The organism is Limosilactobacillus equigenerosi DSM 18793 = JCM 14505 (genome assembly GCF_001311375.1).
Classification (GTDB): domain Bacteria; phylum Bacillota; class Bacilli; order Lactobacillales; family Lactobacillaceae; genus Limosilactobacillus; species Limosilactobacillus equigenerosi.
The window spans coordinates 50,484-76,786 of the sequence record NZ_BBAS01000003.1; the positions used below are offsets into that span (position 1 = coordinate 50,484).

General features: G+C 42.5%; 18 protein-coding genes, 8 pseudogenes and 1 riboswitch. Of the genes and pseudogenes, 17 read left to right on the forward strand and 9 right to left on the reverse strand.

The window, feature by feature from the left end:
• Positions 1-106 precede the first annotated feature (106 nt).
• From JCM14505_RS09415 to cysK, 11 genes and pseudogenes are all read left to right on the forward strand, one after another.
• A complete protein-coding gene (locus tag JCM14505_RS09415) occupies positions 107-1,093 on the forward strand; it encodes a hypothetical protein (RefSeq protein WP_054652687.1) in 987 nt (328 codons plus the stop codon).
• 74 nt (positions 1,094-1,167) lie between these two features.
• A complete protein-coding gene (locus tag JCM14505_RS09420; protein WP_054652689.1) occupies positions 1,168-1,902 on the forward strand; it encodes a hypothetical protein in 735 nt (244 codons plus the stop codon).
• Positions 1,903-2,238: 336 nt separating this feature from the next.
• Positions 2,239-2,592: a hypothetical protein gene (locus JCM14505_RS02555; protein WP_054652691.1), complete on the forward strand. Its 354-nt coding sequence runs from the start codon at positions 2,239-2,241 to the stop codon at positions 2,590-2,592.
• 253 nt (positions 2,593-2,845) lie between these two features.
• Complete coding sequence (locus JCM14505_RS02565; protein WP_054652695.1) at positions 2,846-3,190, forward strand: hypothetical protein; 345 nt, start codon at positions 2,846-2,848, stop codon at positions 3,188-3,190.
• Positions 3,159-3,434: a hypothetical protein gene (locus JCM14505_RS02570; RefSeq protein ID WP_054652697.1), complete on the forward strand. Its 276-nt coding sequence runs from the start codon at positions 3,159-3,161 to the stop codon at positions 3,432-3,434. The genes JCM14505_RS02565 and JCM14505_RS02570 overlap by 32 nt, the downstream gene beginning before the upstream one ends.
• 172 nt (positions 3,435-3,606) lie before the next feature.
• Positions 3,607-4,286: pseudogene (deoC, locus tag JCM14505_RS02575) on the forward strand (deoxyribose-phosphate aldolase).
• 172 nt (positions 4,287-4,458) lie between these two features.
• Positions 4,459-5,647, forward strand: a pseudogene (locus tag JCM14505_RS02580) (phosphopentomutase).
• A gap of 13 nt (positions 5,648-5,660) precedes the next feature.
• A pseudogene (locus JCM14505_RS02585) lies at positions 5,661-6,962 on the forward strand (pyrimidine-nucleoside phosphorylase).
• A gap of 53 nt (positions 6,963-7,015) precedes the next feature.
• Positions 7,016-7,954, forward strand: coding sequence for a sugar-binding transcriptional regulator (locus JCM14505_RS02590; protein WP_054652699.1), 939 nt, complete (start codon positions 7,016-7,018; stop codon positions 7,952-7,954).
• A gap of 590 nt (positions 7,955-8,544) precedes the next feature.
• Positions 8,545-9,304, forward strand: a pseudogene (locus tag JCM14505_RS08615) (homoserine O-acetyltransferase/O-succinyltransferase family protein).
• Between the two features lies 1 nt (position 9,305).
• A complete protein-coding gene (gene cysK / locus JCM14505_RS02605) occupies positions 9,306-10,217 on the forward strand; it encodes a cysteine synthase A (RefSeq protein ID WP_054652705.1) in 912 nt (303 codons plus the stop codon).
• Between the two features lie 364 nt (positions 10,218-10,581).
• Here cysK and mmuM read toward each other — a convergent pair whose 3' ends face one another.
• Positions 10,582-11,505, reverse strand: a complete 924-nt coding sequence (mmuM, locus tag JCM14505_RS02610) for a homocysteine S-methyltransferase (protein ID WP_054652707.1) — start codon at positions 11,503-11,505, stop codon at positions 10,582-10,584.
• Positions 11,506-11,580: 75 nt separating this feature from the next.
• On the opposite strand from mmuM, the pseudogene JCM14505_RS02615 reads away from it, so the two are divergent.
• From JCM14505_RS02615 to JCM14505_RS02625, 3 genes and pseudogenes are all read left to right on the forward strand, one after another.
• Positions 11,581-12,962 (forward strand): annotated as a pseudogene (locus tag JCM14505_RS02615) (amino acid permease).
• A 41-nt stretch (positions 12,963-13,003) separates the two neighbouring features.
• Positions 13,004-13,101: riboswitch (purine riboswitch) on the forward strand.
• A 103-nt stretch (positions 13,102-13,204) separates the two neighbouring features.
• Positions 13,205-13,783, forward strand: a complete 579-nt coding sequence (locus JCM14505_RS02620; RefSeq protein WP_054652709.1) for a xanthine phosphoribosyltransferase — start codon at positions 13,205-13,207, stop codon at positions 13,781-13,783.
• A gap of 3 nt (positions 13,784-13,786) precedes the next feature.
• On the forward strand, positions 13,787-15,052 hold the full coding sequence (locus JCM14505_RS02625; protein WP_054652711.1) for a nucleobase:cation symporter-2 family protein: 1,266 nt from the start codon (positions 13,787-13,789) through the stop codon (positions 15,050-15,052).
• 44 nt (positions 15,053-15,096) lie between these two features.
• On the opposite strand, the gene JCM14505_RS02630 is transcribed toward JCM14505_RS02625, so the two are convergent.
• The 6 genes and pseudogenes from JCM14505_RS02630 to JCM14505_RS02655 form a co-directional block, all read right to left on the reverse strand.
• The gene (locus JCM14505_RS02630) at positions 15,097-15,603 is read right to left on the reverse strand and encodes a TetR/AcrR family transcriptional regulator (protein ID WP_082405601.1); all 507 of its coding nucleotides are present in this window, start codon (positions 15,601-15,603) and stop codon (positions 15,097-15,099) included.
• Positions 15,522-15,740 (reverse strand): hypothetical protein, encoded by a 219-nt coding sequence (locus JCM14505_RS02635; protein ID WP_054652715.1) that lies wholly within the window; start codon positions 15,738-15,740, stop codon positions 15,522-15,524. The genes JCM14505_RS02630 and JCM14505_RS02635 overlap by 82 nt, the downstream gene beginning before the upstream one ends.
• A gap of 3 nt (positions 15,741-15,743) precedes the next feature.
• Positions 15,744-16,841: an ABC transporter permease gene (locus JCM14505_RS02640; protein ID WP_054652717.1), complete on the reverse strand. Its 1,098-nt coding sequence runs from the start codon at positions 16,839-16,841 to the stop codon at positions 15,744-15,746.
• A gap of 3 nt (positions 16,842-16,844) precedes the next feature.
• Positions 16,845-17,566, reverse strand: a pseudogene (locus tag JCM14505_RS02645) (ABC transporter ATP-binding protein).
• Between the two features lie 158 nt (positions 17,567-17,724).
• Entirely contained in the window at positions 17,725-18,816 is a 1,092-nt protein-coding gene (locus JCM14505_RS02650) for a PTS sugar transporter subunit IIC (protein WP_054652782.1), read from the reverse strand.
• 170 nt (positions 18,817-18,986) lie between these two features.
• Positions 18,987-20,330 carry an FAD-dependent oxidoreductase gene (locus JCM14505_RS02655; protein WP_054652719.1) on the reverse strand — a complete coding sequence of 448 codons (1,344 nt, stop codon included), beginning with the start codon at positions 20,328-20,330 and terminating at the stop codon, positions 18,987-18,989.
• A gap of 307 nt (positions 20,331-20,637) precedes the next feature.
• Between JCM14505_RS02655 and JCM14505_RS10280 the strand changes: the two genes are divergently transcribed.
• The 3 genes from JCM14505_RS10280 to JCM14505_RS02665 are packed head-to-tail and all read left to right on the forward strand — an operon-like array spanning position 20,638 to position 22,640.
• Complete coding sequence (locus JCM14505_RS10280) at positions 20,638-20,817, forward strand: zinc-ribbon domain-containing protein (RefSeq protein WP_082405598.1); 180 nt, start codon at positions 20,638-20,640, stop codon at positions 20,815-20,817.
• Complete coding sequence (locus tag JCM14505_RS02660; RefSeq protein WP_054652721.1) at positions 20,798-21,874, forward strand: zinc ribbon domain-containing protein; 1,077 nt, start codon at positions 20,798-20,800, stop codon at positions 21,872-21,874. The genes JCM14505_RS10280 and JCM14505_RS02660 overlap by 20 nt, the downstream gene beginning before the upstream one ends.
• 10 nt (positions 21,875-21,884) lie before the next feature.
• Positions 21,885-22,640, forward strand: a complete 756-nt coding sequence (locus JCM14505_RS02665) for a zinc-ribbon domain-containing protein (RefSeq protein WP_054652723.1) — start codon at positions 21,885-21,887, stop codon at positions 22,638-22,640.
• Between the two features lie 325 nt (positions 22,641-22,965).
• Here JCM14505_RS02665 and JCM14505_RS02670 read toward each other — a convergent pair.
• Together JCM14505_RS02670 and codA are read right to left on the reverse strand one after the other, a co-directional pair.
• Positions 22,966-24,314, reverse strand: a pseudogene (locus JCM14505_RS02670) (replication-associated recombination protein A).
• A gap of 756 nt (positions 24,315-25,070) precedes the next feature.
• Positions 25,071-26,300 (reverse strand): annotated as a pseudogene (gene codA, locus JCM14505_RS02675) (cytosine deaminase).
• Between the last annotated feature and the right edge of the window lie 3 nt (positions 26,301-26,303).

Sequence of the window (26,303 nt, forward strand, 5' to 3'; positions counted from 1 at the left end):
GATTTGAGTAATCAACTTAGCGGATTTTTTTAGCGAAAAGTTTGGATTGACAGGCTAGTTTAAGTTTGATTTAATGATGAATGATTAATGAAGGGGAGACAAAATAATGAGAATTAGTAAGACGCTATTACTTTGTACGGTCGCTTTAGCGGGGATGACTGTACCGATGAAGAACGCTTTGGCTGATGTGAAGCCAAATTCAATTCCAGCTAATCCATCAATGAAGCAGGATGCATCTAAGCCGGTCGTTGTAAGTACAAACGTTGATGGGGAACCTGATGTGCAAACAACTGGGGTCGCAGTATTTGATCCCGTTAAGATAACCGTTAACACGGATCATTTCACGAATGATAATTTGCTAACGCCTGACGGTTTAGGGTGGACCGAAGATACTGAGGTCCAAATCATTAAAGGGCATGAAGTGGGTGAAATTAACAATCAAAAGTATTGGGGACAAAATAATCCTCAAGAGCCAACGATAGCATATTCGTTCGCTAAAGGTGATTCAGGTCGGATTACGTATGTCGGTAAAACTTTATCAGGTGTTGACTTAGATTTAATTTACACGATTGAAAATACTGATGCGGACTTATGGGAACAATATTCGGGGTTAAATCGAATTAAGGTTCCACGTGGAATTGCTTTTACTGGTGAACAATATTTAGCTAACACGAATAACAATTCTATTGTGGTGCTTTATAACGGCGCTAACTCTGTCCATTTAAAATATCAAATTGTAAAACACGATTCGTTTGATGAAATCCCAGTGTTAGTATCGTTTATCACAACCGATATTGATGTTGGTCAAGGGGTTGCGACTGACTTACCAAATTTAGCAGCTGTAGTACCGGGGACAACGAATTTATCATTTCAGGATGGGGTAGTTTATGACGGCAGTCACACAGGTCCGTATCATTACGGAGCTGATATTAATGGGTCAGAAGGATTGCCATATGGTGGTTATTTAGGGGTATCGTTCCAAAGCCATTTTAATTATGCTTTTTTGCCCCAGCACCGGCGAATGATGATATTTATCGCTTTGCCACTGGGGTCCGTTATGATCTTTTCGGGTCAGCATTACAAACTAAATTAATTATTAATCGTCAAGCGCATGTAAAGATTCGCTATGTTGATACAAAAGGAAATGAACTTCAACCGATTCAAACGTTGAAAGCAACGAATGAATTTCCAATGATTCCTGCTGCGCCTAAAATTACGGGATACGAATTAAAAGACACTGATACTAAGATTGAGTCGCCGTTAAATGAGACCGTTACGCACACTTATGCGAAAAATTATGTGATTACAATTAGACGAGTTGACGAACAAGGTAAGGAATTAGCACCAGATAGAAAAATCACGGTGCTAGAAGGTTCGTTGGTGGAATTGAAGCCCGAAATGTTGTCCGGCTATAAAATTCCACAACCCATTGATTTAATTGCTGAAAAGGATGAAGTTGTTAAACTAGTTTATCAACGGCAACCAATTGTTAAGCCATCAGTTGATGTTCCTAAACCCAAGCGACAGACGGAACCACAATCAACACAATCGGAAAGTAAACCAAATATTCAGATAACCAAACCTAATCCGAGTTTATCTTTCAAAAAAGAAATTAGTGTAATTAAACAGCCAAGTTTATCTAAGGTTCAAAGTTATCAGGTGGTGCCGGTTCATAATAATACCTATCGCACTGGTGGGACTTGGTTATCGACGCCTTATGTTTCACCACGGGTACAAGTAGGAGTACAAGAACCACCAAAACATGTTAATCGTCAAGTACGAAAACATCGAAAGATAAATTGGTTTTATCGGAATACTGGGATTAACAAGAACGACAGAAAAGTTCTTATTAAAGTTTTAAAAGGAATTGAATCTGAAGGAAAAAAAGCGGGGCTGGAGTAAGGAGAAGATTAAGACTACAGAACTTTATTACATTGCTAATATAGGTGGTTATGGATCAAGTGGTCTTCAAGTTCGTTCATCTGACGTTGAGAAATACACTGAAAAATCATTAAAATCCCTTTTAAAGGCAGAATTACTAAAGAAGAATTTAAAACGTTTAGTAAAATTATAAACAATAACCATAGTAGTAAAAATAAAACTTATGTAGATTTATCACATTTAGCGATTACTGCGGCTAGTGCTCGTGATCAAGGACGGGGGAATAAGTTTTTACAAAAATTATCGACAACACCAATAATTGGTTTTATACGGTATGGAAAGTGGATTACTAAATTCTTGAAACCAATTCCTAATGTAAAAATGCGATGGTTGTTAATTAATGGTTTTCTAGGTGATGCACTGGCAGACTGGAAGATTAGCAAACCTGATAAATATGCTGATTTAGATGTTTTTAAATTTGCCAATAGCAATCAGTTAATGTCTAGGCAGTTACAACAAATTTATGGACAAACAAGTGGAAATTTAGCAAATCAACGAAATCAGACACAAAAATCAATTAGTGGTGATGTAATAAGAACAGCGGCACTTACTTCTGTAGCAACACTGGGGCTATTTGCGCTAGGGGTTTTTAAGAAAGCTAAAGAATTAGTAATCGGCGCCTACAATGAGTCAAAAAAAATTGCGATCTAGAATTTTACAAGGATATAACAAGTATGTGGTTAAACCAGTCGCTAAATTTAGACGTAAAATTTACAATCGTGGCGTTAAGATGGTTCGTCAGATTAAACGGGCAGCGGTTAAAACATATAGAAGAGTTCAAAAATTTGTTAGTCGTCCATACAATCGAGTTAAGCGGGCTGTAAGAAAGACGTATCGAAAAGTAAAATCAGTGGTACACAGAGTAGTTAAATCAGTTAAGAAGTTCTTTAAACGGAGAAGATAAATGAAAAAAAGCTCAGCAACAACTTTATTTTTAGGGACAAGTTTATTGTTTTTAGGGATAGTTTTGGCTATTTGGTATCCAATTTATAATACATATCATTATCGATATTATTATTTAAATCAAATTGAACATCCCAAGCATACATATCCCTTTGTTCACTACTTATCTACTAAGAATTTGAATAATTCATATGTGCCGGGATATCGGGTAGAAAAATCAGATCGATCCCAGGTGAAAGATAGTTATATTTACAAAGAAAATGTTTTGAAAAAGGGAGATGTTGTAGAAATTTCACCAGACTATTTAACACATTATGAGTCAAAAAGAAAAGTATCAAAAAAATGAATATGATATCTTAGTAGCATTTTCTGATTCAGGTTCCGTTAGTACGGTAATGGGTCCTCCTAACGAGGAGGGGGAGGTAAGAAAAATATCAAAAGTATCTCCTAAACTATATGTCATGATGGATGACTTAGAGGATAAAATTAGTAATACTAAACGCCCGCCAATTAAATTTCAGGGACTATTTAATTTCTTGTTGAAACGTGGCTGGATGTATTATGGTGGAATTTATCCAGGTAATGATTAGTTTGGAAATGTGGGGATTAATTTCCCTAAGAAAATAACCTTAACAAAAGCATGCTCCAAAGTGGAACATGCTTTTAATTTTGAAATTTAAGAAATAATGTTCAACAATTATACGTTCATTTGTTCAGAAGGATGGTATAATAAAGATATTAAAAGAAAGGAATGGTGATACCATGAGTTTAACAGTTGCAGAATTAGCGAAGTATATGGATCACACGTTGTTAAAGCCAGAAGCGACCGAAGATCAAATTGAACAAACGATTCAAGAAGCGATTAAGTACAATACGGCTTCCGTTTGTGTTAACCCATACTGGGTTAAGAAGGTTCACGATGAACTTGAAGGGACGACGGTTAACACTTGTACGGTTGTTGGCTTCCCATTGGGGGCTACGTCAACGCAAAGCAAGGTTGATGAAACGAAGACCGCTTTAAAGGACGGCGCTGATGAAATTGATATGGTTATCAACATCGGTGAATTAAAGGCGGGTCATGATGATGCCGTGCAAGCTGATATTAAGGCAGTGGCCGATGCAACGCACGAAGGTGGCAAGTTGTTAAAGGTTATCATCGAAACAGCCTCTTAACGGATGAAGAAAAGACGCGGGCCTCGAAGTTAACGGTGGCTGGTGACGCTGACTTTGTCAAGACGTCAACTGGTTTCTCAACTTCAGGTGCTAAGGCTGAAGACGTTAAGTTAATGCGGGAAGCTGTTGGTCCTGACTTTAAGATTAAGGCTGCTGGTGGGATGCACAGTCTTGCCGATGCCTTATCAATGATTGATGCCGGGGCTGATCGGCTTGGTGTTTCAGCTTCTGTGCAAATCTTAGAAGAAGCTAAGCAAGCTTGGGAATAAGCTTCATGTACATACGGATTAATTAACCATAAAAGGGGTTATTGCGAAACAACGCGGTAGCTCCTTTTATTTTTGAAATAATTTCCATGGTTAGTGTGCATAAATGTGCAAAACCGAGTATAATGAAGTTGTGAAAAGAAAACGCTTACAGCAAATAAGGAGGTTATTTCTCATGAGTTACAAACGGGTATTTACAATTGTCTTAGATTCAGTTGGGAACGGGGCCGCACCAGATGCGGACAAGTTTGGTGATGTTGGGGCTGATACCCTGGGACATGTTGGTAGTCACTACGCCGGGAAGTTAGCGTTACCAAATTTAGCTAAGTTAGGGTTAAGTAATACGCGGACCACGCCAATTGAAGGGGTAGCAGTGGCTGAACCAGCCTTGGTAACTTTGGGAATATGAACGAAATTTCGGCCGGCAAAGATAGTATGGATGGCCACTGGGAAATGATGGGGTTACCAGTGATGAAGCATTATCAACTTTCCCGGATGGTTTTCCAGCTTGGTTAATTGAAAAATTGGAAACTTTCGCTGGTCGTAAAGTGATTGTTAATAAGCCCTACTCTGGGACGGATGTGATTCATGATTATGGTGAACATCAAATGGCCACGGGTGATTTAATCGTTTATACATCTGGTGATTCGGTGCTCCAAATTGCGGCGCATGAAGATGTCATTCCAGTTGAGGAATTATACCGGATTTGCGAATACGCGCGGACGTTAGTGAACGGACCGGAAGTAACGATTGGTCGGGTGATTGCACGGCCATACGTGGGACCGGACAAGGATCACTTTACCCGGACGGCCAATCGGCGCGACTTTAGTTTGGCACCAATTGGCGAAACGGCGCTCGATGAATTAAAGGCCGCTGGCTTGGATGTGATTGCGGTTGGGAAGACCAATGATATCTTCTCCGGTCAAGGATTTACCCAAAATTTCCATAACGAAAGCAACATGGACGGAATGGACCATGTGATGACCGTTTTAGGTCAAGACTTCCACGGCTTCTGTTTCACGAATTTAGTGGATTTTGATGCAATGTACGGTCACCGGCGGAATCCACAAGGGTTTGGGCAAGCCTTAATGGACTTTGACCAACGCTTAGGTGAAGTCTTAGCGGCCATGAAGCCAGATGACTTACTCTTAATTACTGCTGACCACGGGAACGATCCTGGCTTTACGGGGTCTGACCACACTCGGGAAACAGTACCATTGCTAGCTTACTCACCATCCATGAAGGAAACAAACCAATCGTTAGGCACGCGGACAACCTTTAGTGACCTTGGCGCTACGATCTTGGAAAACTTTGGTTTAACAGCACAACGGGGGTCTAGTTTCTACGACGCAATTAAGAATTAAGGAGGCCCAACCGATGCGGATGCTTGATATCATTCACACGAAACGTGAAGGCGGGCAATTAAGTCCGGAACAACTGCAATTTTTTTTGTTGACGGGGTCGTTGATGGATCAATTCCGGAATACCAAACGAGTGCCTTGTTAATGGCCATTTTTAACAATGGGATGACGGATGAAGAACAAACGGAATTAACCATGTTAATGATGAAGTCCGGGACGCACCTTGACCTAGCTAAAATTCCAGGGATTAAAGTTGATAAGCATTCAACCGGTGGGGTCGGTGATAAAGTAAGCCTTCCCTTAGCGGCAATGGTAGCGGCCGTGGGCATTCCAGTGCCGATGATTTCGGGACGGGGCCTTGGTCATACCGGCGGAACTTTGGACAAATTGGAAGCGATCCCAGGTTATCGGGTGGAATTAAGCGAAAGTGAATTCATTAACCAAGTTGCGACGGAAGGATTGGCAATTGTTGGGGCTACGGGTGAAGTGGCGCCAGCTGATAAGAAGATCTATGCCTTGCGGGATGTGACCGATACAGTGGACTCGATTCCGTTAATTGCCAGTTCAATTATGAGTAAGAAGATTGCTTCCGGCACGGATGCCTTGGTAATTGACGTGAAAACTGGGGCCGGGGCCTTTATGAAACGGTTAGAAGATTCAGAAGCCTTAGCTAAAGCCCTCGTGAAAATTGGGCAACAAGCGGGGCTCCAATGTGAAGCAATTATTTCTGATATGAACCAACCCCTGGGACGTAAAATTGGGAATGCGTTGGAAATTGAAGAAACGATTGATTGCTTGAAGGGGCACGGTCCAGCTGACTTAATGGAAGTGGTTTATACGCTGGGCAGTCACATGGTGGTCTTTGGTCGTAAAGCCTCAGATTTAGCGACTGCGCGCCAACTGCTGGAACAAACGATTGCCGATGGTTCAGCCTTAGCGAAGTTTAAAGCCATGGTTGTGGCGCAAGGCGGTGATGGACGCGTCATTGATGACTATAAGGTAATGCCACAAGCTAAGTACCAAATTGACTATCCAGCATCCAAAGCTGGGGTAATTACCCAAATGTTAGCGGATGAAATTGGGATGGCTAGCATGGTGCTTGGTGGTGGTCGCGCTAAAGCGAGCGATCAACTGGATTATAGTGTGGGGATTGAATTGAATAAAAAAACTCGGTGATTCTGTCCAAGCGGGCGAAACCATTTTAACGATTTACGCTAACCGCGAAGATGTTAGTGATGCGATTAAGCTTTTAGACCAAAGTATTCAAATTGGTGAACATGCTGAAGTACCACCACTAGTATATGAAGTGATTAAGTAGGGCAAAATTTGGTACAATAGAAGCCGACGATTTTTATGAGGCGGTGAGAGAAGATGAAGACACAAGCACGGATAACCTTAGCCCTTGAGGTATCCCAACGCTATTACATGTTAGACCAAAATCAGAGTCAAATTGCGACCGAGTTAGCCATTTCGCGGGCGTCGGTATCGCGGTTACTGAAGTTTGCGCGCGAACAAGGGCTTGTTACGATTGAAATTCATAATCCATTAACGGCGGTCGAAACGTTGGCGAACCGGATTAAGGAACAGTATCACTTAAAAGATGTGGTGGTTGTCCCCACAAAACGGGCGGATGAAAACCCCGTCCAAGCAGTTGGAAAAGCAGGGGCCAAGTATTTGCAAAGCCACGTTAAAGATCATGATATTATCGGGATTGGCTGGGGCAAGACGGTTTATGAGGTGGCGCGCCAATTAACGCCCCAAGATTTTACCGATGTTCAAGTCGTGCAAATGAAGGGGAGCGCAGCTGATAATGCGACCAATAATTTTGCGTATGAAGCAATCAATGACTTTGCTAAAGCCTATCAAACGAACCCGCAATACTTACCGTTACCGGTGATTTTTGATCAAGCAACGACCAAACAAGTCATTGAACAAGATCGCCATATTAGCCGGACCCTTGATTTAGGTCGGCAAGCGAATGTGGCTTTGTTTACCGTCGGGACGGTACGGTCATCAGCAATGCTCTTTAAGCTCGGATATTTAACCGCTGCCGAACAACATCGCTTACAAGCTAATTCAGTGGGGGATGCGTTTTCGCGGTTTATTGATGCCGAGGGGCAGATTGCGGATGAACAAATCAATCAACGGACAATTGGGATTGAATTGGATGCATTAAAGCAGAAGGAAACGAGTATTTTAGTGGTTGGGAAAGTGGCTAAAGTTCCGGCCACCAAGGCTGTTTTAACGGCTGGATATGCTAATGTGTTGATTATTGATCAATTGAGCGCTGAAAATTTAATTAGGTCGTAATCAGGTCGTGAGCCACGCATTATGGAAGCCGTGGCCTAACGTAGGCAAAGCGTTGGCGCTAGCAACGCTAGGGTCGGCGACTTTGTCATAGTTAGGCACTAGGCTTCCGCGTGGCGAGCGTAGTTACATCCAGGTCGTGAGGCGGACATAAAAACCACCGTATCATAACATTGAACCTGGCGTTGATGGATAGAATATCCATCAGCGTCGGGTTTTCGTTATGACTAGGTGGTTGTCCGACGAACGAAGTTACGAAGTTGCCGTCGAAGGCTTATTAATTCAGTTGACACCGTTAATATTTTGGTGTAAAGTAACTACAATTAATTATCTACTTACAAAAAGAAAGGAAATGTCGATGATGAATTCAGCATTAGTATGTTGTTGCGAATTACATTCAACCGAACGGACGAGTTAGCCGTTGGGGATTTTGTGGTTCGCTTAATTATCACATTTCTACCAATCCTAGTTGCTAATTCCGGTTCGGAAATTAGCGACTAGGATTTTTTTGTAACTGAAAGGGGATGATCAACGTTAGTCAGCTTGATTGTCAAAAATGGAGTCAGATAATGCGAATTGGAATTGTAAACTTAATGCACGATAAAGTTGCCACCCAAGCGCGCTTTGCTCAGCGCTTGCAACAGTGGCAACCAGCGATAGAATTAACCTACTTTTATCCGGTTGATCATTACCGCAATCGGCCGGTACCAGCTTCCGTAGCGGCGATTAGTCAGCCGTTGGATTTAGCCACGGTTGCAACGATGGATGCCGTGATTGTAACGGGGGCGCCGGTGGAACGCTTGGATTTTGAGGCGGTGACGTACTATCAGGAATTAACGCGTTTGTTTGATTTCCTAGCGCAACGGCACCTTCCAACCTTATTTGTGTGCTGGGGTGCAATGGCCGCGTTGCATCATTTTTTTCGGGATTGAAAAGCTCTCCTTAACTCACAAATATTTTGGTGGTTATTCGCAACGGATTCAGCAACCAACGCCATTGTTAGCAGATTTACCCCGGCATTTTATCGCCCCGCATGCTCGCTATGCTGAGGTTAACCATGACCAAGTAAATCAGGTTGCTGCGTTGGCGGTGAATGCCACGACGACCACCGATGAATTATTTCTTTTGACGCAACAAGACCAACCATTTAGTTACTTATTTGCCCATTTAGAATATGACGGGCCAGCACTACAACAAGAGTTTATCCGTGAACAAGCCGCGTGGGGTGGGTTACCTGCTCAACCGGTGAATTATGATTTAGCCACTGGGCAACCATTGTTTTCGTGGGAAACAACTTCGCAACGATTTTTCAAAAATTGGTTGACCCAAGTTCAAATAACCGAGGAGATTTAAAATGACGATTTACAACTCAATAACTGAATTAATTGGAAAGACCCCACTTGTGAAATTAAACCGCGTGGTACCGGCCGGGGCCGCTGATGTGTATGTTAAGTTAGAATTCTTTAACCCTGCCGGTTCAATTAAGGATCGGATTGCCTTAGCGATGATCGAAGCTGCCGAAGCAAGCGGTGATTTAAAACCTGGGGACACGATTGTGGAACCAACGTCAGGGAATACTGGGATTGGATTAGCTGCGGTGGCCGCTGCGAAGGGGTATCATTTGATTATTACGATGCCGGAAACGATGAGTGTCGAACGGCGGAAGTTAATGCAAGGTTACGGAGCCGAATTACTTTTGACCTCTGGTGCGGATGGAATGAAAGGTTCCATTGCTAAGGCCCAAGAATTAGTAGATACGAAGGGGTACTTCATGCCAATGCAATTTGAAAACCCAGCTAATCCAAAGGCCCACGAAGTTACGACCGGGCAAGAAATTATCGCTGATTTTGGGACTGATAATTTACCTGACGCCTTTGTGGCCGGGGTCGGAACTGGGGGAACCTTAACCGGCGTTGGTCATGATCTGAAAGCAGCGGATGAAACGATTAAAATTTATGCGCTTGAACCAGCTGAATCACCATTGTTAAAAGAAGGAAAAGCCGGTAAACACAAGATTCAAGGGATTAGTGCAGGATTTATTCCAGCAACGTTAGACCAAACAGTTTACAATGGCATCGTAGCAGTTTCAAGTGATGATGCAATTGCAATGGCTAAAGTCGTCGGTGAGCAAGAAGGTTTCTTGCCTGGGATTAGCGCAGGGGCTAACATCGCCGGTGCGATTGAAATTGCTAAGCAACTGGGTACTGGTCATAAGGTGGTAACGGTTGCTCCTGATGGTGGAGATCGGTATTTGTCAATTTTTTAGGTCGTGAATCTAGGTCGTGAGCCGAGCGTTAAAAGCGACGTTAGGCTAACTTGGAAATGGACGTTGGCGTGGCACACGTCGGCGTCTGTTTTCAGTTAGTCCTAGTCGCTTGCTCGGTGAACGAAGTTACAATGCTACCGTAGAAGATAGTCCGCCGAACGAAGTTACATCCAGGTCGTGAGCTCAGCTATCAAAGCGCCTGTTGGCGTAACTATATAAATCGTGGCGGAACTGATGCAATCAGGTTCGGCGAGATTTTGAGTTAGGCTCTAAGGCGCTGTTGAGCTAACTAAGTTACTAAGTTGCCGTCGAACTACAATTACAGTTAACCAAAAATGCCTCGCAAAATCGCGAGGCATTTTTTTTATTCTAGGGTATCAAAATAAGCACGAACATTTTCAATATCATGCGGCATCGTCGTACAACACCCGCCAATGATAGTCGCACCGGCGTGGTACCACGTTGGAATTAACTCCTTAAACGTTGGACCGCTAGCTGGATCGGACCACGTTTTGGTGGTTGGGTCATACGTGGCGCCAGAGTTAGGGTAAACAATAATTGGTAAGTCAGTGGTGGCGTGAATTAATTGAATCGCTGGTTCGACCACGTCTAAGGCAACACAGTTAAACCCAACTGCGACGACTTGGGAATCCGTGGCGATTGCTTGGACGGCGGTCGCTAACGCTGTCCCATCAGCCAAGTGGTGGTCATCGTGCAGTGAGAAGGCAACATAAACCGGTAAATCGGGTGCTAATTGATGCACGAGCTCGAGCACGGCTTGGGTTTCAGTTAATTTTGGTTGGGTTTCGACAGCCAGGACATCGATCCCGGCCGCGAGAATTTCTTCTAAGCGGGGGCGATGAAAGGCTTGGTATTCATCAACACTTAACTCGTAATTTCCCGTATATTCACTCCCATCGGCTAAGTAAGCTCCGTATGGTCCAATGGTTCCGGCAACATAATTATGTTTGCCAGTTTTAACCTCATAGTCGTCGCGCGCTTGGTTGGCAAGTTCGACGGCGTGGCGTATAAATTGGCGCGCCTGGGTTTCGGTAAAGCCAGCCGTTAAAAAGGCGGGTAAATTCGCTTGATAAGTATTGGTAATCACTAAATCAGCACCAGCGTTAAAGTAATCCAAGTGGACTTGGTAAACTTTTTGCGGGTCTTTAACGAGGGCCATGGCGGTCCAAAGTTGGTTGTTAGTATCAAGGCCGTAGTGTTCTAAGGGGGTTGACATAGCGCCATCTAACACGAGGGGACCTTGTTGTAAACGGGTTAATAAATTCATTTGGTATTCCTCCGATTTATATGATAATATTCTAATGATACTTTAATAATAATCTAAAGACAAGAAGGAACTATAATGAGTAAACGAACCGAAAGTTTAACGCGGAAAATGGAAGCGCGGCATATTCAAATGATTTCCCTTGGGGGCGTGATTGGGACCGGTCTCTTTTTAAGTTCAGGCTATACCATTCATGAAGCCGGGCCAATTGGGACGATTCTCGCCTATTGTTTAGGGGCGATAATTGTTTATGCGGTGATGTTATGCCTCGGAGAATTAGCCGTAGCGATGCCGTATACGGGAGCTTTTCATCTTTATGCAAAACGTTACATCAGTCCTGGAACAGGCTTTTTAGTCGCCATTTTATATTGGTTAACATGGACGATTGCGCTTGGCTCTGAATTTACGGCGGCGGGATTAATTATGCGCCATTGGTTCCCGCAAACCCCAGTCTGGCTGTGGAGTTTGTTGTTCATGATTTTGATTTTATTATCAAATATTTATTCGGTGAAGGTGTTTGCGGAAAGTGAATTTTGGTTCGCGGCCGTTAAAGTTTTCGCCATTGTCGCCTTTATTATTTTAGGTGGCGCGGCCATCGTGGGCTTATTGTCAGTTGATGGGATGCAACATGCGCCAGGGTTAACCAACTTTACCAAAGCTGGCTGGTTCCCGAACGGCTTTCAAGGTGTTTTCACGACTATGTTAACGGTCAACTTTGCCTTTTCCGGGACCGAATTAATTGCCATTACGGCTGGAGAAGCGAAGGATCCCGCCAAAACGATTCCGAAGGCGATTCATACCACGTTATGGCGATTAGTTGTCTTCTTTATCGGGAGTATTATTGTCATGGCGGCCTTGATTCCGTATCAAGTGGCTGGCGTGACCCAGAGTCCATTTGTATACGTATTAAAGCATCTTGGGATTCCGTTTGCGGGTGATTTGATGAATTTTGTCGTCTTAACGGCGATTATTTCAGCCGCTAATTCGGGGTTATATGCCTCAACGAGGATGTTATGGTCGTTAGCCAACGAAGGGACGATTAGCAAGAAAATTGCCAAAACGAACGCCCACGGGATTCCGGTGCGGGCCTTAACCTTAAGTATGCTGGGAGGGATTTTAGCACTATTATCAAGTGTGTATGCGGCTGATTCCTTGTACCTAGTCTTAGTGTCAATTTCGGGATTAGCGTCGTGATTGTCTGGATGGCGATTGCATTAGCGCAAATTCGCTTCCGGCATGCCTTTTTAAAGGCTGGTCATCAGCTTAGCGAGTTGCAATATCAAACGCCGTGGTTCCCAATCGTGCCGTGGTTTGCCTTTATTGCGAGCGCGTTATCATGTATTTTAATTTGGTTTGATCCAAATCAACGGATCGCCTTGTACTGGACGATTCCGTTTGTGATTGCGTGTTATGTTGTCCATGCATTGGCTACGAAATATCATGCTCGCCGGAAAAAGTAACTTTGCCCCTTGTCAGTTGGCATAATCGGGGGTATACTCCTTTACATATTAATAATTCCATTTGTATATCGCCATATTATGGTTGGCAGTATCTACCCAAGACCGTCATTCTTGGACTACGAATGCTAAAAATGAGTGACCTTTTCCGGCATGGTCACTAACTTAACATTAACGTCCAAGGGATTTACAAATGGAATTCCTTGGACGTTTTTGTTTGGTGTTAATTAAAAAGGAGATTAGCAATGAAGCTGTTGGAAGAACGGATTAAGCGCGATGGAATTGTCTTAGACCATGATGTTTTAAAGGTGAATTCATTTTTAAATCATCAAATCGATCCCCAATTGATGTTGCAAATTGGGGATGAATTTGCCGCCGCGTTTGAAGAAGATCAGGTGACGAAAATTGTAACAGTTGAATCGTCTGGGATTGCGCCGGCGTTAATGGCAGGGTTAGCATTAAATGTGCCAGTTGTGTTTGCGCGGAAACACAAGAGTTTAACGTTAGTCGATCATCTGTATACGGCGGATGTCTATTCATACACCAAAAAGGTTACCAATACAATTTCAGTTGATCAAAAATTCTTAACAGCATCCGATCGCATTTTGATTATTGATGATTTTCTAGCCAATGGTCAAGCTGTTACGGGGTTGCTAGATATTGCCAAGCAAGTTGGTTGTGAAGTCGCCGGAGTCGGGATTGTGATTGAAAAGACCTACCAACAAGGAGCGCAGTTAATTAAGGATGCCGGCATTAAGTTAGTTTCCTTAGCGCGGATTGATTCTTTAGCTGACCACCAAGTTCACTTTGCGCCGGAGGATTAATCAATGAATCAACTTAAACCTACGCAAGCCGCCGTGTTAGGGATGCAACATTTATTAGCGATGTACTCAGGAGCGGTAGCCGTCCCATTGTTAATTGGGACCGCGCTGCATTTTAATGCACAACAAATGACGTATTTAGTGTCAATTGATATTTTTATGTGTGGACTTGCAACGTTGATTCAATTATGGCGGAATCAATATGTCGGGATTGGCTTGCCAGTCGTGTTAGGATGTGCAATTCAAGCGGTGCAGCCGTTAACGATGATTGGCCATCATTTTTCAATCGGGACCATGTATGGGGCGATTATCATGGCGGGGTTGTTCGTGTTTCTTATTGCTGGTTGGTTTGCGAAGTTGAAGCGATTCTTCCCACCAGTGGTGACGGGCACGTTAATTACCATGATTGGGTTGTCATTAATTCCAGTAGCGATTCAGCAATTAGGTGGCGGTGATGCGACCGCGAAGCAGTTTGGGGCCGGCGAAAACTTATTGCTCTGGTTTCTAACCATCATCGTGATTGTCTTGATTCAAGTATTTGCGAAGGGATTTTGGAATTCGATTGCCGTTTTATTAGGTTTGATTGTTGGCTCGTTGGTGGCAGCAATGATGCGGATGGTGTCAACGACGCCGGTTACGCAAGCGGCGTGGGTCCATGTCCCAACCCCATTTTACTTTGGGATGCCCCACTTTGAATGGTCATCAATTCTAACGATGTGTGTGGTGGCGTTAGTTTCAATGGTTGAGTCAACCGGGGTTTTCTTAGCCTTAGGTGATTTGTTACAGCAAGACGTGGCAACGGATGATTTAAAACGTGGTTACCGGGCTGAAGGAATTGCCGTTATGTTAGGGGGGATTTTTAACACCTTTCCATACACTACGTTCTCCCAAAACGTGGGGTTATTACAACTTAGTGGGATCAAAACGAAACAACCAATTTACTGGTCAGCAGGCTTATTAATGTTACTTGGTTTATTACCTAAAATGGGGGCCTTAGTGACGATGATTCCAACGCCGGTCCTTGGGGGCGCGATGTTGGTGATGTTTGCGATGATTGCGGTGCAAGGGATTAAAATGCTCAGCCAAGTTGATTTTAATTCGCAAAAGAATCTTTTAATTATGGGGATTTCGATTGGCCTAGGGTTGGGAGTATCAGTTTACCCTAGCTTATTCCAAGGATTACCGGCCACGGCGCAATTACTGCTCGGAAATGGGATTGTGATTAGTACGATTGCTGCCGTAGGATTAAATATCTTATTACCAAAACGCTAAAAAATAAATGGACGAGCAACTAAAATGTTACTCGTCCATTTTATTTACATGGTTAAATAGATGTTTAATTGGGCACCAAGTTTTTGTGATTCAGTTTCCCAATCAAAATTATCGCGATTAACGGTCATTAATTTGAAGTATTCACCAAATAAAAGCCGGCATACCTCTAATAGAAACGTTTGATAGGTAATGTTAGTGGGGAAATAGTGATCTAATAATTGATTAAACTCAGTTATAAATGCTTGATTCCCGTTAGTAGTTGCGAATTGTTGTAATTGTTCGCGGAGTGGAGGGTTAACTAATAATTGATCAAGGACAAGAGCCATGAGGTACCAATTTTGGCGTAAAAATTGAAGTCGCTCCGTCATTAAGGATTGGCAAAAGGCTAAACTTGATGGGTAAGATTGCCCTTTTAATTGCACTAAGACATCGTGTTGGAAGTTAGGAATTAAGGTCGAAGTAATTGGAGCTAGGACAGCTTGTAGCAGGCCGGCCTTGTTTTTAAAGTATTTAAAAATGGTACCTTCACCAATGCCAGCGGTTTTAGCGATTTGGGCTGTTGATGTGGCAGCGTAGCTTGAGTGCTAAATAACTGACTGGCCGCCAGGAGCGCTTTTTGCTTGGCAGGTTGAAATGTCTGCTGGGCAACCCAGTTCGCAAAATGTTGATCAATCTTCGTAGTTGTCATAATTTATACCTTTCGATAACGTTTTAATCCGATAATATTAACTGCAGTGAGGATGACAATAAAGATTAGGAGGGCTCCTAAATCGCCGATGACATCAGTTAGGGTCGCTCCCTGCAAAATAATTTGACTGAGGGCATCCCCAGCATATTTAATTGGTAAAATTGTCCCAATCCATTGCGCCCAGTTAGCCATGGTATCAAGCGGGATAATCCCAGAAAAGAAGATTTGGGGAACGACGACAAGGGGAATAAATTGCATCATTTGGAATTCGGAACCAGCAAAGGTAGATAATAAAATCCCAAATGATAAGGCAACGAGGGCGGTTAAGAAGGCCACAACAATAATGGCGCCAATGTTACCAACCACTTCTAAGTGCAATAACCAAATCGTAGCTAACACAATGACGGTTGTTTGAACTACCGCAGCGATACCATATGATAACATGTAGCCGCCGATGATTTCACTTCGTTTAATTGGCGTTGCTAATAAGCGGTCTAAGGTGCCGGAAGTTCGTTCGCCTAAAAGGGCCATCCCAGAAATCAAGAAAACAAAGAAGAAAATAAAGAAGGCAAGTAAGATTGGGATAATCTTGCTAAAGAAACCAGTGTCTTCGTTCCCATAAACGTAGTGTTGGGTGATTTTAACTTGAGCGGGGGCAGGAAGGGATTGGCCAGTGGCTTGAGCCAGTTTAGATACCGTGGCGAATAATTGTTGGTTACTAGTTTTAGCTAAAGTACTTTGTAAGATTTGGCGGGTAAATTGGGTTTTAGCCGAATCAGTATTAGCATAGGTAACGATTAATTTTTGGTCGTTCTGACCGATTAAGGTTGCATCAACTTGATGCTTTTTAAGTGCCTGGCTAGCGGCTTGTTTGGTGGTAAATTGTTTTACCGAAACATGCTTGGTGGCATCTAATTGGGAAACTAGGGTTGCATTGACCTGGCTAGTAGCTAATTTAATATGTGGTTTGGTATTAGTTGTAAAAACGATGTTTAATAAAAACATAATTAAAATTGGAGCAACCAACATTAACGCAATGGTGCGCTTGTCACGAATTAATTGTTTTAAAATCCGGTTAGTTAAAGCGAGTAAACGAGTCATAATTTAATCCTCCAAGGTATGTTCGGCGGCTAAGAAAACAGCTTCGATTGAATCAACTTGGTATTGTTGTTTCAAATTTTGCGGACTATCAGTGGCAATGATACGACCTTGCATTAATAAGTTAACTTCGTCGACGAGTTCGGCTTCGTCCATCACGTGGGTCGTGACTAAAATCCCGGTTCCCTGATCACGACGGCGTTCTAATTCTGCCCAAATTTGATGTCGTAAAGCTGGATCAATCCCCACGGTTGGTTCATCTAAAATTAATAATTCTGGATTTCCCAACAGGGCAATGGCTAGGGAAAGGCGCCGTTTCATTCCACCAGAAAAGTCGCTCACCGGTTTATCGAGGTCTGCCGTTAAAGCGACGGTGGTAGCAGCCTGTTGAATTTGTGTTGCTAAGGTTTGATGATTGAGCCACGCATCTTGCCAAAGAATACTAAATTTTCTCGGGCAGTTAATGATTCATAAAGCGCATCCGATTGCGCCATGTAACCAATCCGTCCTAAAATTTTCCGATTCGGCATCGTAGTTTGGAGTACTAAAGCTTCACCGGCAGTGGCTTTTTCCATCCCGAGGGTCGTTTTAATGAGAGTTGATTTACCAGCGCCGGAGGGACCGATTAACCCAACGATTTTTCCACTAGGGACGGTCATGTTGACGTCAGCTAAAACAACTTGGTTACCAAATTGTTTTCGTAAATTATGAATAGTAATTTGATTCATCAGCGAATCCTCCAATTTAATTAAGTGAGTAATCACTCACTTGTTAATGTGGTTACATTGTATAGTGAGTGTTTACTCACTGTCAAGTAAAAAGTAGTGGTAAAAATAAATTTACCACTACTTTTTTTTACTTGTAATTATTTAATTTGGAGTTGAGATTAAACTAAATCTAAGTGAAGTTGATTATCCTTGATGAAGCCAGCCCGCTTCAAGAAGAAGTAAAGAACCAGTGACATCACGGCTGGGAGGACGACCCCGCAACCCATGTAAGCCAACAGTTGATCAGCCCCTTTGGATAGGTAAGCGATTGGGGCGATGAGGGAATTCAAACCAAGTCCCCCTAAGGTATAGGTTGAACGCATCCCGAAGACAACCGTGGCTAATGGAGCACAAACGGCGGCGGAGACAATTGATGGTACGAGCAACCAAGGGTTAACTAATAGGTTCGGGAATTGCACTTTAGGGGTGATTAACCCTTGGGCGATGTTAGCCCCAAGATCGTTTTGGCGCCATGACATTACCGTGAAGGCGACGAATTGAGACGTGGTCCCGATTAAAGCGGCGGCTGATGAAACTGGGTCTAGCGTTAAGGCCACGGCAAGGGCCGCCGAAGAAGCGGGCGTCATTAAGAATAAGGCCCAAACAACGGAAATGGCAACGGAGCCGAGCACGGGTGAAACTTGCATCAAATGAGCGATGGAGGCAGAAACTGCTAAGAGGGCGGGCGTTACGACACTGGCGAGCACTAAGCCGGCAGCCACCCCAACCGCTAAGGAACCGAACGGGACCAGAACCATATCTAGAGGGGTTTTTCCGGTCAGGAATTTCCCAACAACAACGGCGATTAAAGCCGCAGCTAAAGAGGAAACTGGTTGCCCGGTGGTGAAGACCGGGGCATTGGCAGCCGTTGGGTAAACTTGGCCCGTGGCAGTGACGGCTTGGACAGCACTATTCGTAAAGTGAACCGCATTTGCACCAACCATGGCGGAGGCCATCGAAGCAAACGTAACTAACGTATTCGTATGTAATTGTGAAGCAACGGCATAGCCAATGGCGGGCGCTAATAAAACTTGCGTTGCGGCCCCCACTAAGGTTAAGGCCGGTACGTGGGTGAGATTACCAATGGTTTGCGTTAACAATCCACCACCTAAAATGACCAGGACGGCGTTGGCAACAGCGGCGAAAACCCGGTAGGCAGCCGCTAAGTATCGTGACGAAGATTGAGATGATTGGCGAGTCGCGCTCGCCATGGTTGCTGAAGTATCCATCGGCAATCCCTCCTTTAAAATTAAAATTTAATTAGAATAGTGATTATTATAATTATAGAAAATTAATTTTCAAGTTGTTTTAGGAAAAGTTTGGATAATAAAACCGGAAGCGAGTGAAAAGGCTTCCGGTTGGTAGATAAACTTAATTTTAATTATTGATTAGCTTTAGCAACCGCTTGTTGACCCAAGAGGTTAATGAAGTTAAATGGTCGGTCAAAGTTTGGTTGGAAGAGCATATCGACCATCGCCATGAAGTCAATCGTGTTCTTGTTTTGAATCATGACCGAAACAACATTGGCGTAGGCTGAAATATCAATATCACTCATGAATTGGGCTCCGAGAATCCGGCGGTTAGTCTTGTCCCAAACAACCGTTCCGAGGACTTGGTGGTTGTTGGGCATAAATTCCGGCCGATAATTATCTTCAAAGGTTACGGCTTCGGCATCAAGGCCAGCTTCCTTGGCAAGATCAAGGGTTAACCCAGATGCAACCATCGTTTGGCCATAAAGTTCAAGGCCAGACGTTGATTGGGTTCCCATGTATTCAGCCGTGTTCCCAAAGAGGTTTTGGGCGACTAAGGCCCCTTGGCGAATAGCGTTGGTAGCCAATGGAATGTAAGCGGCCTTCCCCGTTGGATTGTAGTGTACTTGGACGGAGTCGCCAGCACCGTAAACATCTGGATCAGACGTTTGCATGTAGTTATTGGTGATGATGGCACCGCGATCATCCATATCAAGTTGGCCCTTGAAGAGATCCGTGTTCGGCCGGAACCCAATACAAAGCACCGCCATATCAACGTCGTATGCCCCAGCATCAGTTTTGACGGTTACGCCATCGCTACCGTGATCAACAAAGCCGGCCACGCGTTGACCAAGGGCTAATTCAACGCCTTTATCGGTAAACAATTGTTCCATCCGGTCCGTGTACTCGTGATCAAAGTACTTACTTAAAATCCGTTCATTACCATCAATTAAGACGACTTCTTTGCCTTGCTTGTTGTAAGCTTCGACTAATTCGATCCCGATGTAACCAGCCCCGATAATGGCAATCTTCTTGGCTTTAGGAGCTTGTTCGAAGAGTTCAGTGGCGTGGTGGTAGTTCTTACATAGGTAAACGTTTGGTGAATCAATCCCGTCCATTGGAGGAATAATTGGCCAAGAACCAGTCGTGACGACTAACTTGTCGTAAGTGTCAGTTGTTTCAATCTCAGTCTTTAAATCTTTAACGACTAAGGTTTTATTTTTAACGTCAACACTTAAAACTTCGTGTTCCATGTGAACGTCTGCACCAAGTTCTGTTAAGGCTGCAGGGCTAGAATAAAACATATCATCAATGCTAGTAGCCACGCCACCTAAGTAAGTTGCAATCCCACAGGAAAGGAAAGAGACGTTATCATTCTTTTCGTAAATAACGACTTCTTCGCCAGGGTGGGCGCTTAATAATTGGGATGCAACGGTTGTGCCGGCGTGGGTACAACCAATAATTACAGTTTTCATGTGATAAACCTCCGTTGAGTTAATCATTAATCATCTTTTCGAGGTAAGTATAGCATCATAGTGGAAACGATTACAAGAGATATTCACGGCATTTTATTAATCAAACGATAAGTGAAAACGAGGTAGATTGTGAAAATGTTCGCAAGATAACTGGTGGTTACTAACTTAGGCTTGTGAAAGTAATTGTTAATTGGGGATAAAAATTAACGAAAAACTTTAATATTCTTCATTATTACGTTGTGATAAGTAGGGAATTGTGGAATAATATTATCTTGTGATAAATATATATTTATAAGGAGTTTGTTAAATGAATTTTTGTCCTAATTGTGGTTCTAAATTGAATCCAGAAAGCAGATTCTGCCCAAGTTGCGGTAGTAAATTAGTTTCAGGTAGTAACCATAGCCTTAAAGAAAGTGTCGTGACAAATAAGGTTACAGTAGAACCAAAAAAAAGAACGTGTTCGGGAAATGAGTACGCTTGTAGCTAATAAAGCTAACGATATGAAAACGTGGATTAATAAGTATTGGAAAGATGCGCGTGAGGGAGATTCTAAAAAGCGACGTGGTTTAATTATATTAGCAGTATTAGTTGTTATTATTTGGTTTGGTGGGAATAGGTATTATTCTCCAAGTGCCCAAATGGATCGTGCTATTGCTGCGTTAAGTAATCCTAAGAAAAATGCCGGGAAGTATGTAACAACAACAACGTCTGGTGTAAAAATAAATAATAAAACGGTTAAGGGGCTTCAAAATCGGTACTATGAAGATTCGTCTAGTTTAGCTGATGTTAAAGCTAATTCATTGAAAAATCTAGAATCTCCAACTGTTACTGGCAATGAACCAAGTGCTAATAATTACTGGACATTCGTAAAGAGTGGTCGGTCATGGTTGTTATGGCCAAAATATAAACTGAATGTTCCTGTCAATAATGTTGAAGTTTTGACTGATATTAAAGATTTAGAAATTAAGCAAAACGATCAAAATGTAGGTAAGGCAAATGAAGTTATTAATACTAATGATGGTAACTTATACAAGTTAGTATTACGTAATCAGCTTCCTGGTAAGCATGAGTATGTTGGACAGGCAGATTTAAATGGTCATAATTTAGAATTAAAGGAAGACGTAGACGGATCTAAAGTAAAATTCTTTGGATTACCAAAGTCATCTGATGTTGAAAATTTATTAACGTCAGTATTAAGTCATCAAGATAGCGCTGAATATGACGATTTATTTGTAAATGGAATTAATAATAGCAGTTATAAAGAAATGATGAGTAAGAATAATGCAGACAAGCAAGGAAATGATTATAATCCAAATAGTTTGGGAGAAGTGAAAGTGCGTTCTATTGTTCCTGTTACAAGTAAGGAATTCAAAGTTGTTTATGATGTGACATTGTCTAACTATGATGATAAATCTAGAAAAATTGTAGAAAAAGAAGCTATTATTGAAAAATCCCCAGAAAATAATCAAAATAAAACATTTAAATACCCATGGATTATCAAACAATTAATGGGAAATAAAGTATTACGCGAAGACTCACTATAGGAATAATAAAATGAAATATTGTACTAATTGCGGATCAGAAATTTCTTTAGGTAATTCATTTTGTACTAATTGTGGTGCTAAGGTTGATGCTATGGGGAGTTCTGAAACTACATTGCAAACGATTAAGAAACCACGTCGAATTAACGGTGACGCCTTAAAAGTGCATGGCTCACCATATTTTAATTGGTTAGTACGATCAATCAAGCACCCAAGTTCACTTGCAAAAGAAGAGAATCAATATGGGTTAGTAACCTTAGTATTAGAAATATTATTACTTCCTTTCACAATTTGGCTTGGAACTAAATGGATGTTAATTAAATTAATTGAAATTTGGAATCAAGTATCAACTCAAGTTGAAATTGGTGACAAAGTTGATATTGATGATATTAAAGATGTTCTAACTGTACTAAATTCACACAAAATAATTACAGTAATTCTTAAGCATGAATATATCACCATAATGTTGGTTGGATTAGTCGTGTTAGCCGTTACGATTGGGTTAGCCGTCTTTGCCATGAAGCAATTCACTGCCCAACCACTTGAATTCCGTGATTACGCGAACCAAGTTGGCCATTACAGCGCGATTTTAGTGCCGGTGGAAGTCCTATTAGGTTTGTATACTTACTTCATGCAAAGCACGACGGGGTCGATGTTATTGTTGGTAATTGTCTTGTTAATGATGATTATTGGCCTGCGGGCGTTAATTGCGCCATTAGCAGCGGCCGAATTTGTTAAGTGGAATGATTTTAGTTACGTTGGGGATTAACTTATATGCCGTTACGTTTATCTTGAATAATTTATTCCAATTTATTCATCGAGCAATCGAAGGTTAGGTCGTGAGCCGGCATGCGTCGCTATTCATTTGCCGTCGAAAAAGCTTTGCCTTTGCCTAGCTGCATATTTTATAATTGCAAATGAAAAGGGGCAACCATGAGTGGAAGTCATGATTACCCCAACGTGACGTTGGTCGCGGATATTTTTGGTTTAGCTAATCATGATTGCGAAAATCATGGTTGGCTTTTTTAATTAGGTTAGTAATAATCATAAGTGTGTTAAATAACCCCTGATTCCCAAGAGGTGGGAGTCAGGGGTTATTTAGGTTGAGTTGAATGATTTTGAGTATCAGTATGATGATTGGCCTTCCACTGCTGGATGTAGTTAAGGCGTTGTTTAAATGCTTGTTCATTACCCTGGTCAGTAGGGTGATAATAAGTGTGTCCAATTAAATTATCGGGCATGGTTTGCATGTCGGTTAATCGATCTTCGTAAAAATGAGCCAGTTGATAATCTTTGCCGTAGCCCAAGTTCTTCATTAATTTGGTGGCAGCGTTGCGTAAGTGTAAAGGGACCGGTTCATTCATCGTTTGTTTCACGTCTTTGGCAGCGTTCAAGCGAGCTTTATAAATGGCGTTGGATTTTGGTACCAATGATAAGTAGATAACGGCTTCGGTTAAATGAATGTCACATTCAGGCATGCCTAAAAATTGGCAAGCTTGGTAACTTCAGTCGTTAAGGATAAAGCCCTAGTATCAGCTAAGCCAACATCTTCGGCAGCAAAGCGAATCAAGCGCCGGGCGATGTATAATGGATCTTCTCCTCCATCCAGCATTCGGGTCATCCAGTATACCGCCGCGTCCGGATCGCTATTGCGCATTGATTTATGTAAGGCTGAAATTAGATTATAGTGTTCTTCACCTGTTTTGTCGTAAAAGAGCATTTTTTTCGCCAATAATTCTTGCATAACGGTATCAGCCACCTGAATGATGCCATCTTTTTCTGGTGAATTAAGCGTGGCTAATTCAAGGGTGTTTAAGGCGGTTCTGGCATCGCCGTCCGCATATTCGGCAATCCGATGGAGATTCTCGTCACTAATTGCAATTGTTTGCTTCGGAAATGCTCGGTCATCATTTAGAACATGTTTTAACATAGCGACTAATTCATTCACGTTAAGTTGCTCTAATACTAAAACCTTACACCGCGATAACAACGCACTATTGACTTCAAATGATGGATTTTCGGTAGTGGTACCAATTAAAATAATGGATCCCTTTTCTACAAACGGTAAGAAGGCATCTTGTTGAGCTTTGTTGAAACGATGAATTTCGTCGATAAAAACAAGTGTTTGTTCGCCGAATTGACGGTTGTCCTCAGCTTCATGCATAATTTGGCGAATTTCCTTAATCCCGGAGGTCACAGCCGAAAAGGTAATGAATTTAGCCTTCGCATGCGTTGCAATGATGTTGGCAAGTGTTGTCTTACCGACGCCAGGTGGTCCCCAAAAGATCATTGATGATAATTGTCCTCGTTCAATCATGTTCCGTAAAATTTTTCCAGGACCAACAATTTGCGTTTGACCGAAATATTCATCTAGGTTTCGAGGTCGAACCCGGGCAGCCAATGGTTGATTTTCTTCAGCAACTTGATCAAATAAAGATACCATTCTCTTTGCATCCTTGTAACATAAGTTATTATGTATTGTATACCCGAATGTATGTTCTAGTAAAGTGACTATTCATTTGTAATGTTAGCGGTGAGCATCTAAATGTAAGTTTAATTGGCTTTTGAGTAATAATTTAGAATTGACTTCGTTAAACTGCGTATTTTATAATTGCAAATGAAAGGGTAACCATGAGTAGTAGTCATGGTTACCCCATCGTGACATCGGTCGCGGATATTTGCTTAGAAGCTAATCATGATTGCGAAAATCATGGTTAGCTTTTTTGATTAGGTAGTAGGTTCGACCAACCGCGAGGATAATGGCATCCAAGCGATGTACGAACCAGAACCCAACCAAGGGCCACATACCGCGTCCTCCTTTGATCAAGATTCAACGGAACACACCTCCCTTTGTTCATTTATTGGCTGCGGGGTGGTATCCAGATCCGACCGTGGTCACTCGGACAACGTTGTCCTGGCTTGATTATACTAAGCACGGTTTTGAAATTGAAGACATATCCGAATCTACTTTGGAACGTGTAATCCATTGGTAGAGTTAGGATTAGCTAGACTATTATGGATTGAAATTTTAGTTGAAATGATTATTGACGAAATAAACTTGTGTATTTTATAATTACAAACGAAAAGGGTAACCATGAGGGTGAATCATGGTTGGCTTTTAATTAGGTAGTAAGATTACTTAGTCGCAAAAAAAAGGCTCTCGGTGAAAATCAACACCGGGGGCCTTTTTTAATGCGATTTAAAAGAATAATTCCGGTTCTACCGGCACGGTCTTAACTAACACTTTGCCGTGCCGGACATTGTACAAGACTTCGGCATGTTGGTTTAAAGCTTGGTAGAAGTCAGGGGCTTGTAAGATGATAAAGTTGGCGGGGTTACCAACTTTAAGCCTGTATTGATCTCCTAAGTGGAGCGTTTTAGCTCCGTTATAAGTCACGAAATTAAAGGCATTTTGGATTTGACTGTAACCCATTAAGTGCGCAATGTAGACCCCCATCATCGTCGCATCCAGCATATTCCCATTCCCCAATGGTTCCAGGGATCTTGAATGTCATCTTCACCAAAGGAAACATTTAAGCCGGCTGCGGTAAGCTCTTTAATCCGGGTAACACCGCGGCGCTTGGGGTAGGTATCAAACCGCCCAAGTGGACGTTAACCAACGGATTGGTCACAAAGTTAATTTGGCTTTGTTTGAGGAGTTTAAATAATTTGTAAGTGTAGGCATCATTGTACGATCCCATAGCCGTCGTATGGCTAGCCGTCACGCGGTCAAAGAGCTGACGTTCGAGGCTTTCGGTGGCTAATACTTCAAGGTGCCGTGAAGCCGGATCATCAATTTCGTCACAATGGACATCGACCAATTTATCGTAGCGATCGGCCAGGTCCATTAAGAAGTGGACACTTTCCCAACCATATTCAGTTGTATTTTCAAAATGGGGAATTCCACCGACGACATCCGCGCCTTCTTTAACCGCTTGTTCCATCAATTCTTTCCCATGCGGAAAGCTAAGAATGCCGTCTTGCGGAAAGGCAACGAGTTGTAAATCCACAATCTCTTTTAGGTCGTGTTTTAATTCGAGGAGGGCTTGGAGGGCCGTGAGTGAGGGATCAGTTACATCAACGTGACTGCGGACGTGTTGAATCCCGTGCGTTAGCATTTTTCGAATCGATTGGGTGGCCCGGTCTTTGACGTCTTGCTTGGTTAACGTTTGCTTACGTTCACCCCAAATCCGAATCCCGTCAAAGAGCGTGCCTGATTCATTCCATTCGGGTTGCCGGCCGTGAGCGTTGAATCAAGGTGGACGTGGGAGTCAACAAATGGTGGCAACATTAAATTACCGTGGACGTCAATGACTTCTTCGCCAGCTTGGGGTGTTAAGTGTGGTGCAATGGCCGCGAACTTGCCATCCGTGACCCGCACATCGCTAGTTTCACTTTGATTATCAAGATGGACATTTTGAATTAACATGAT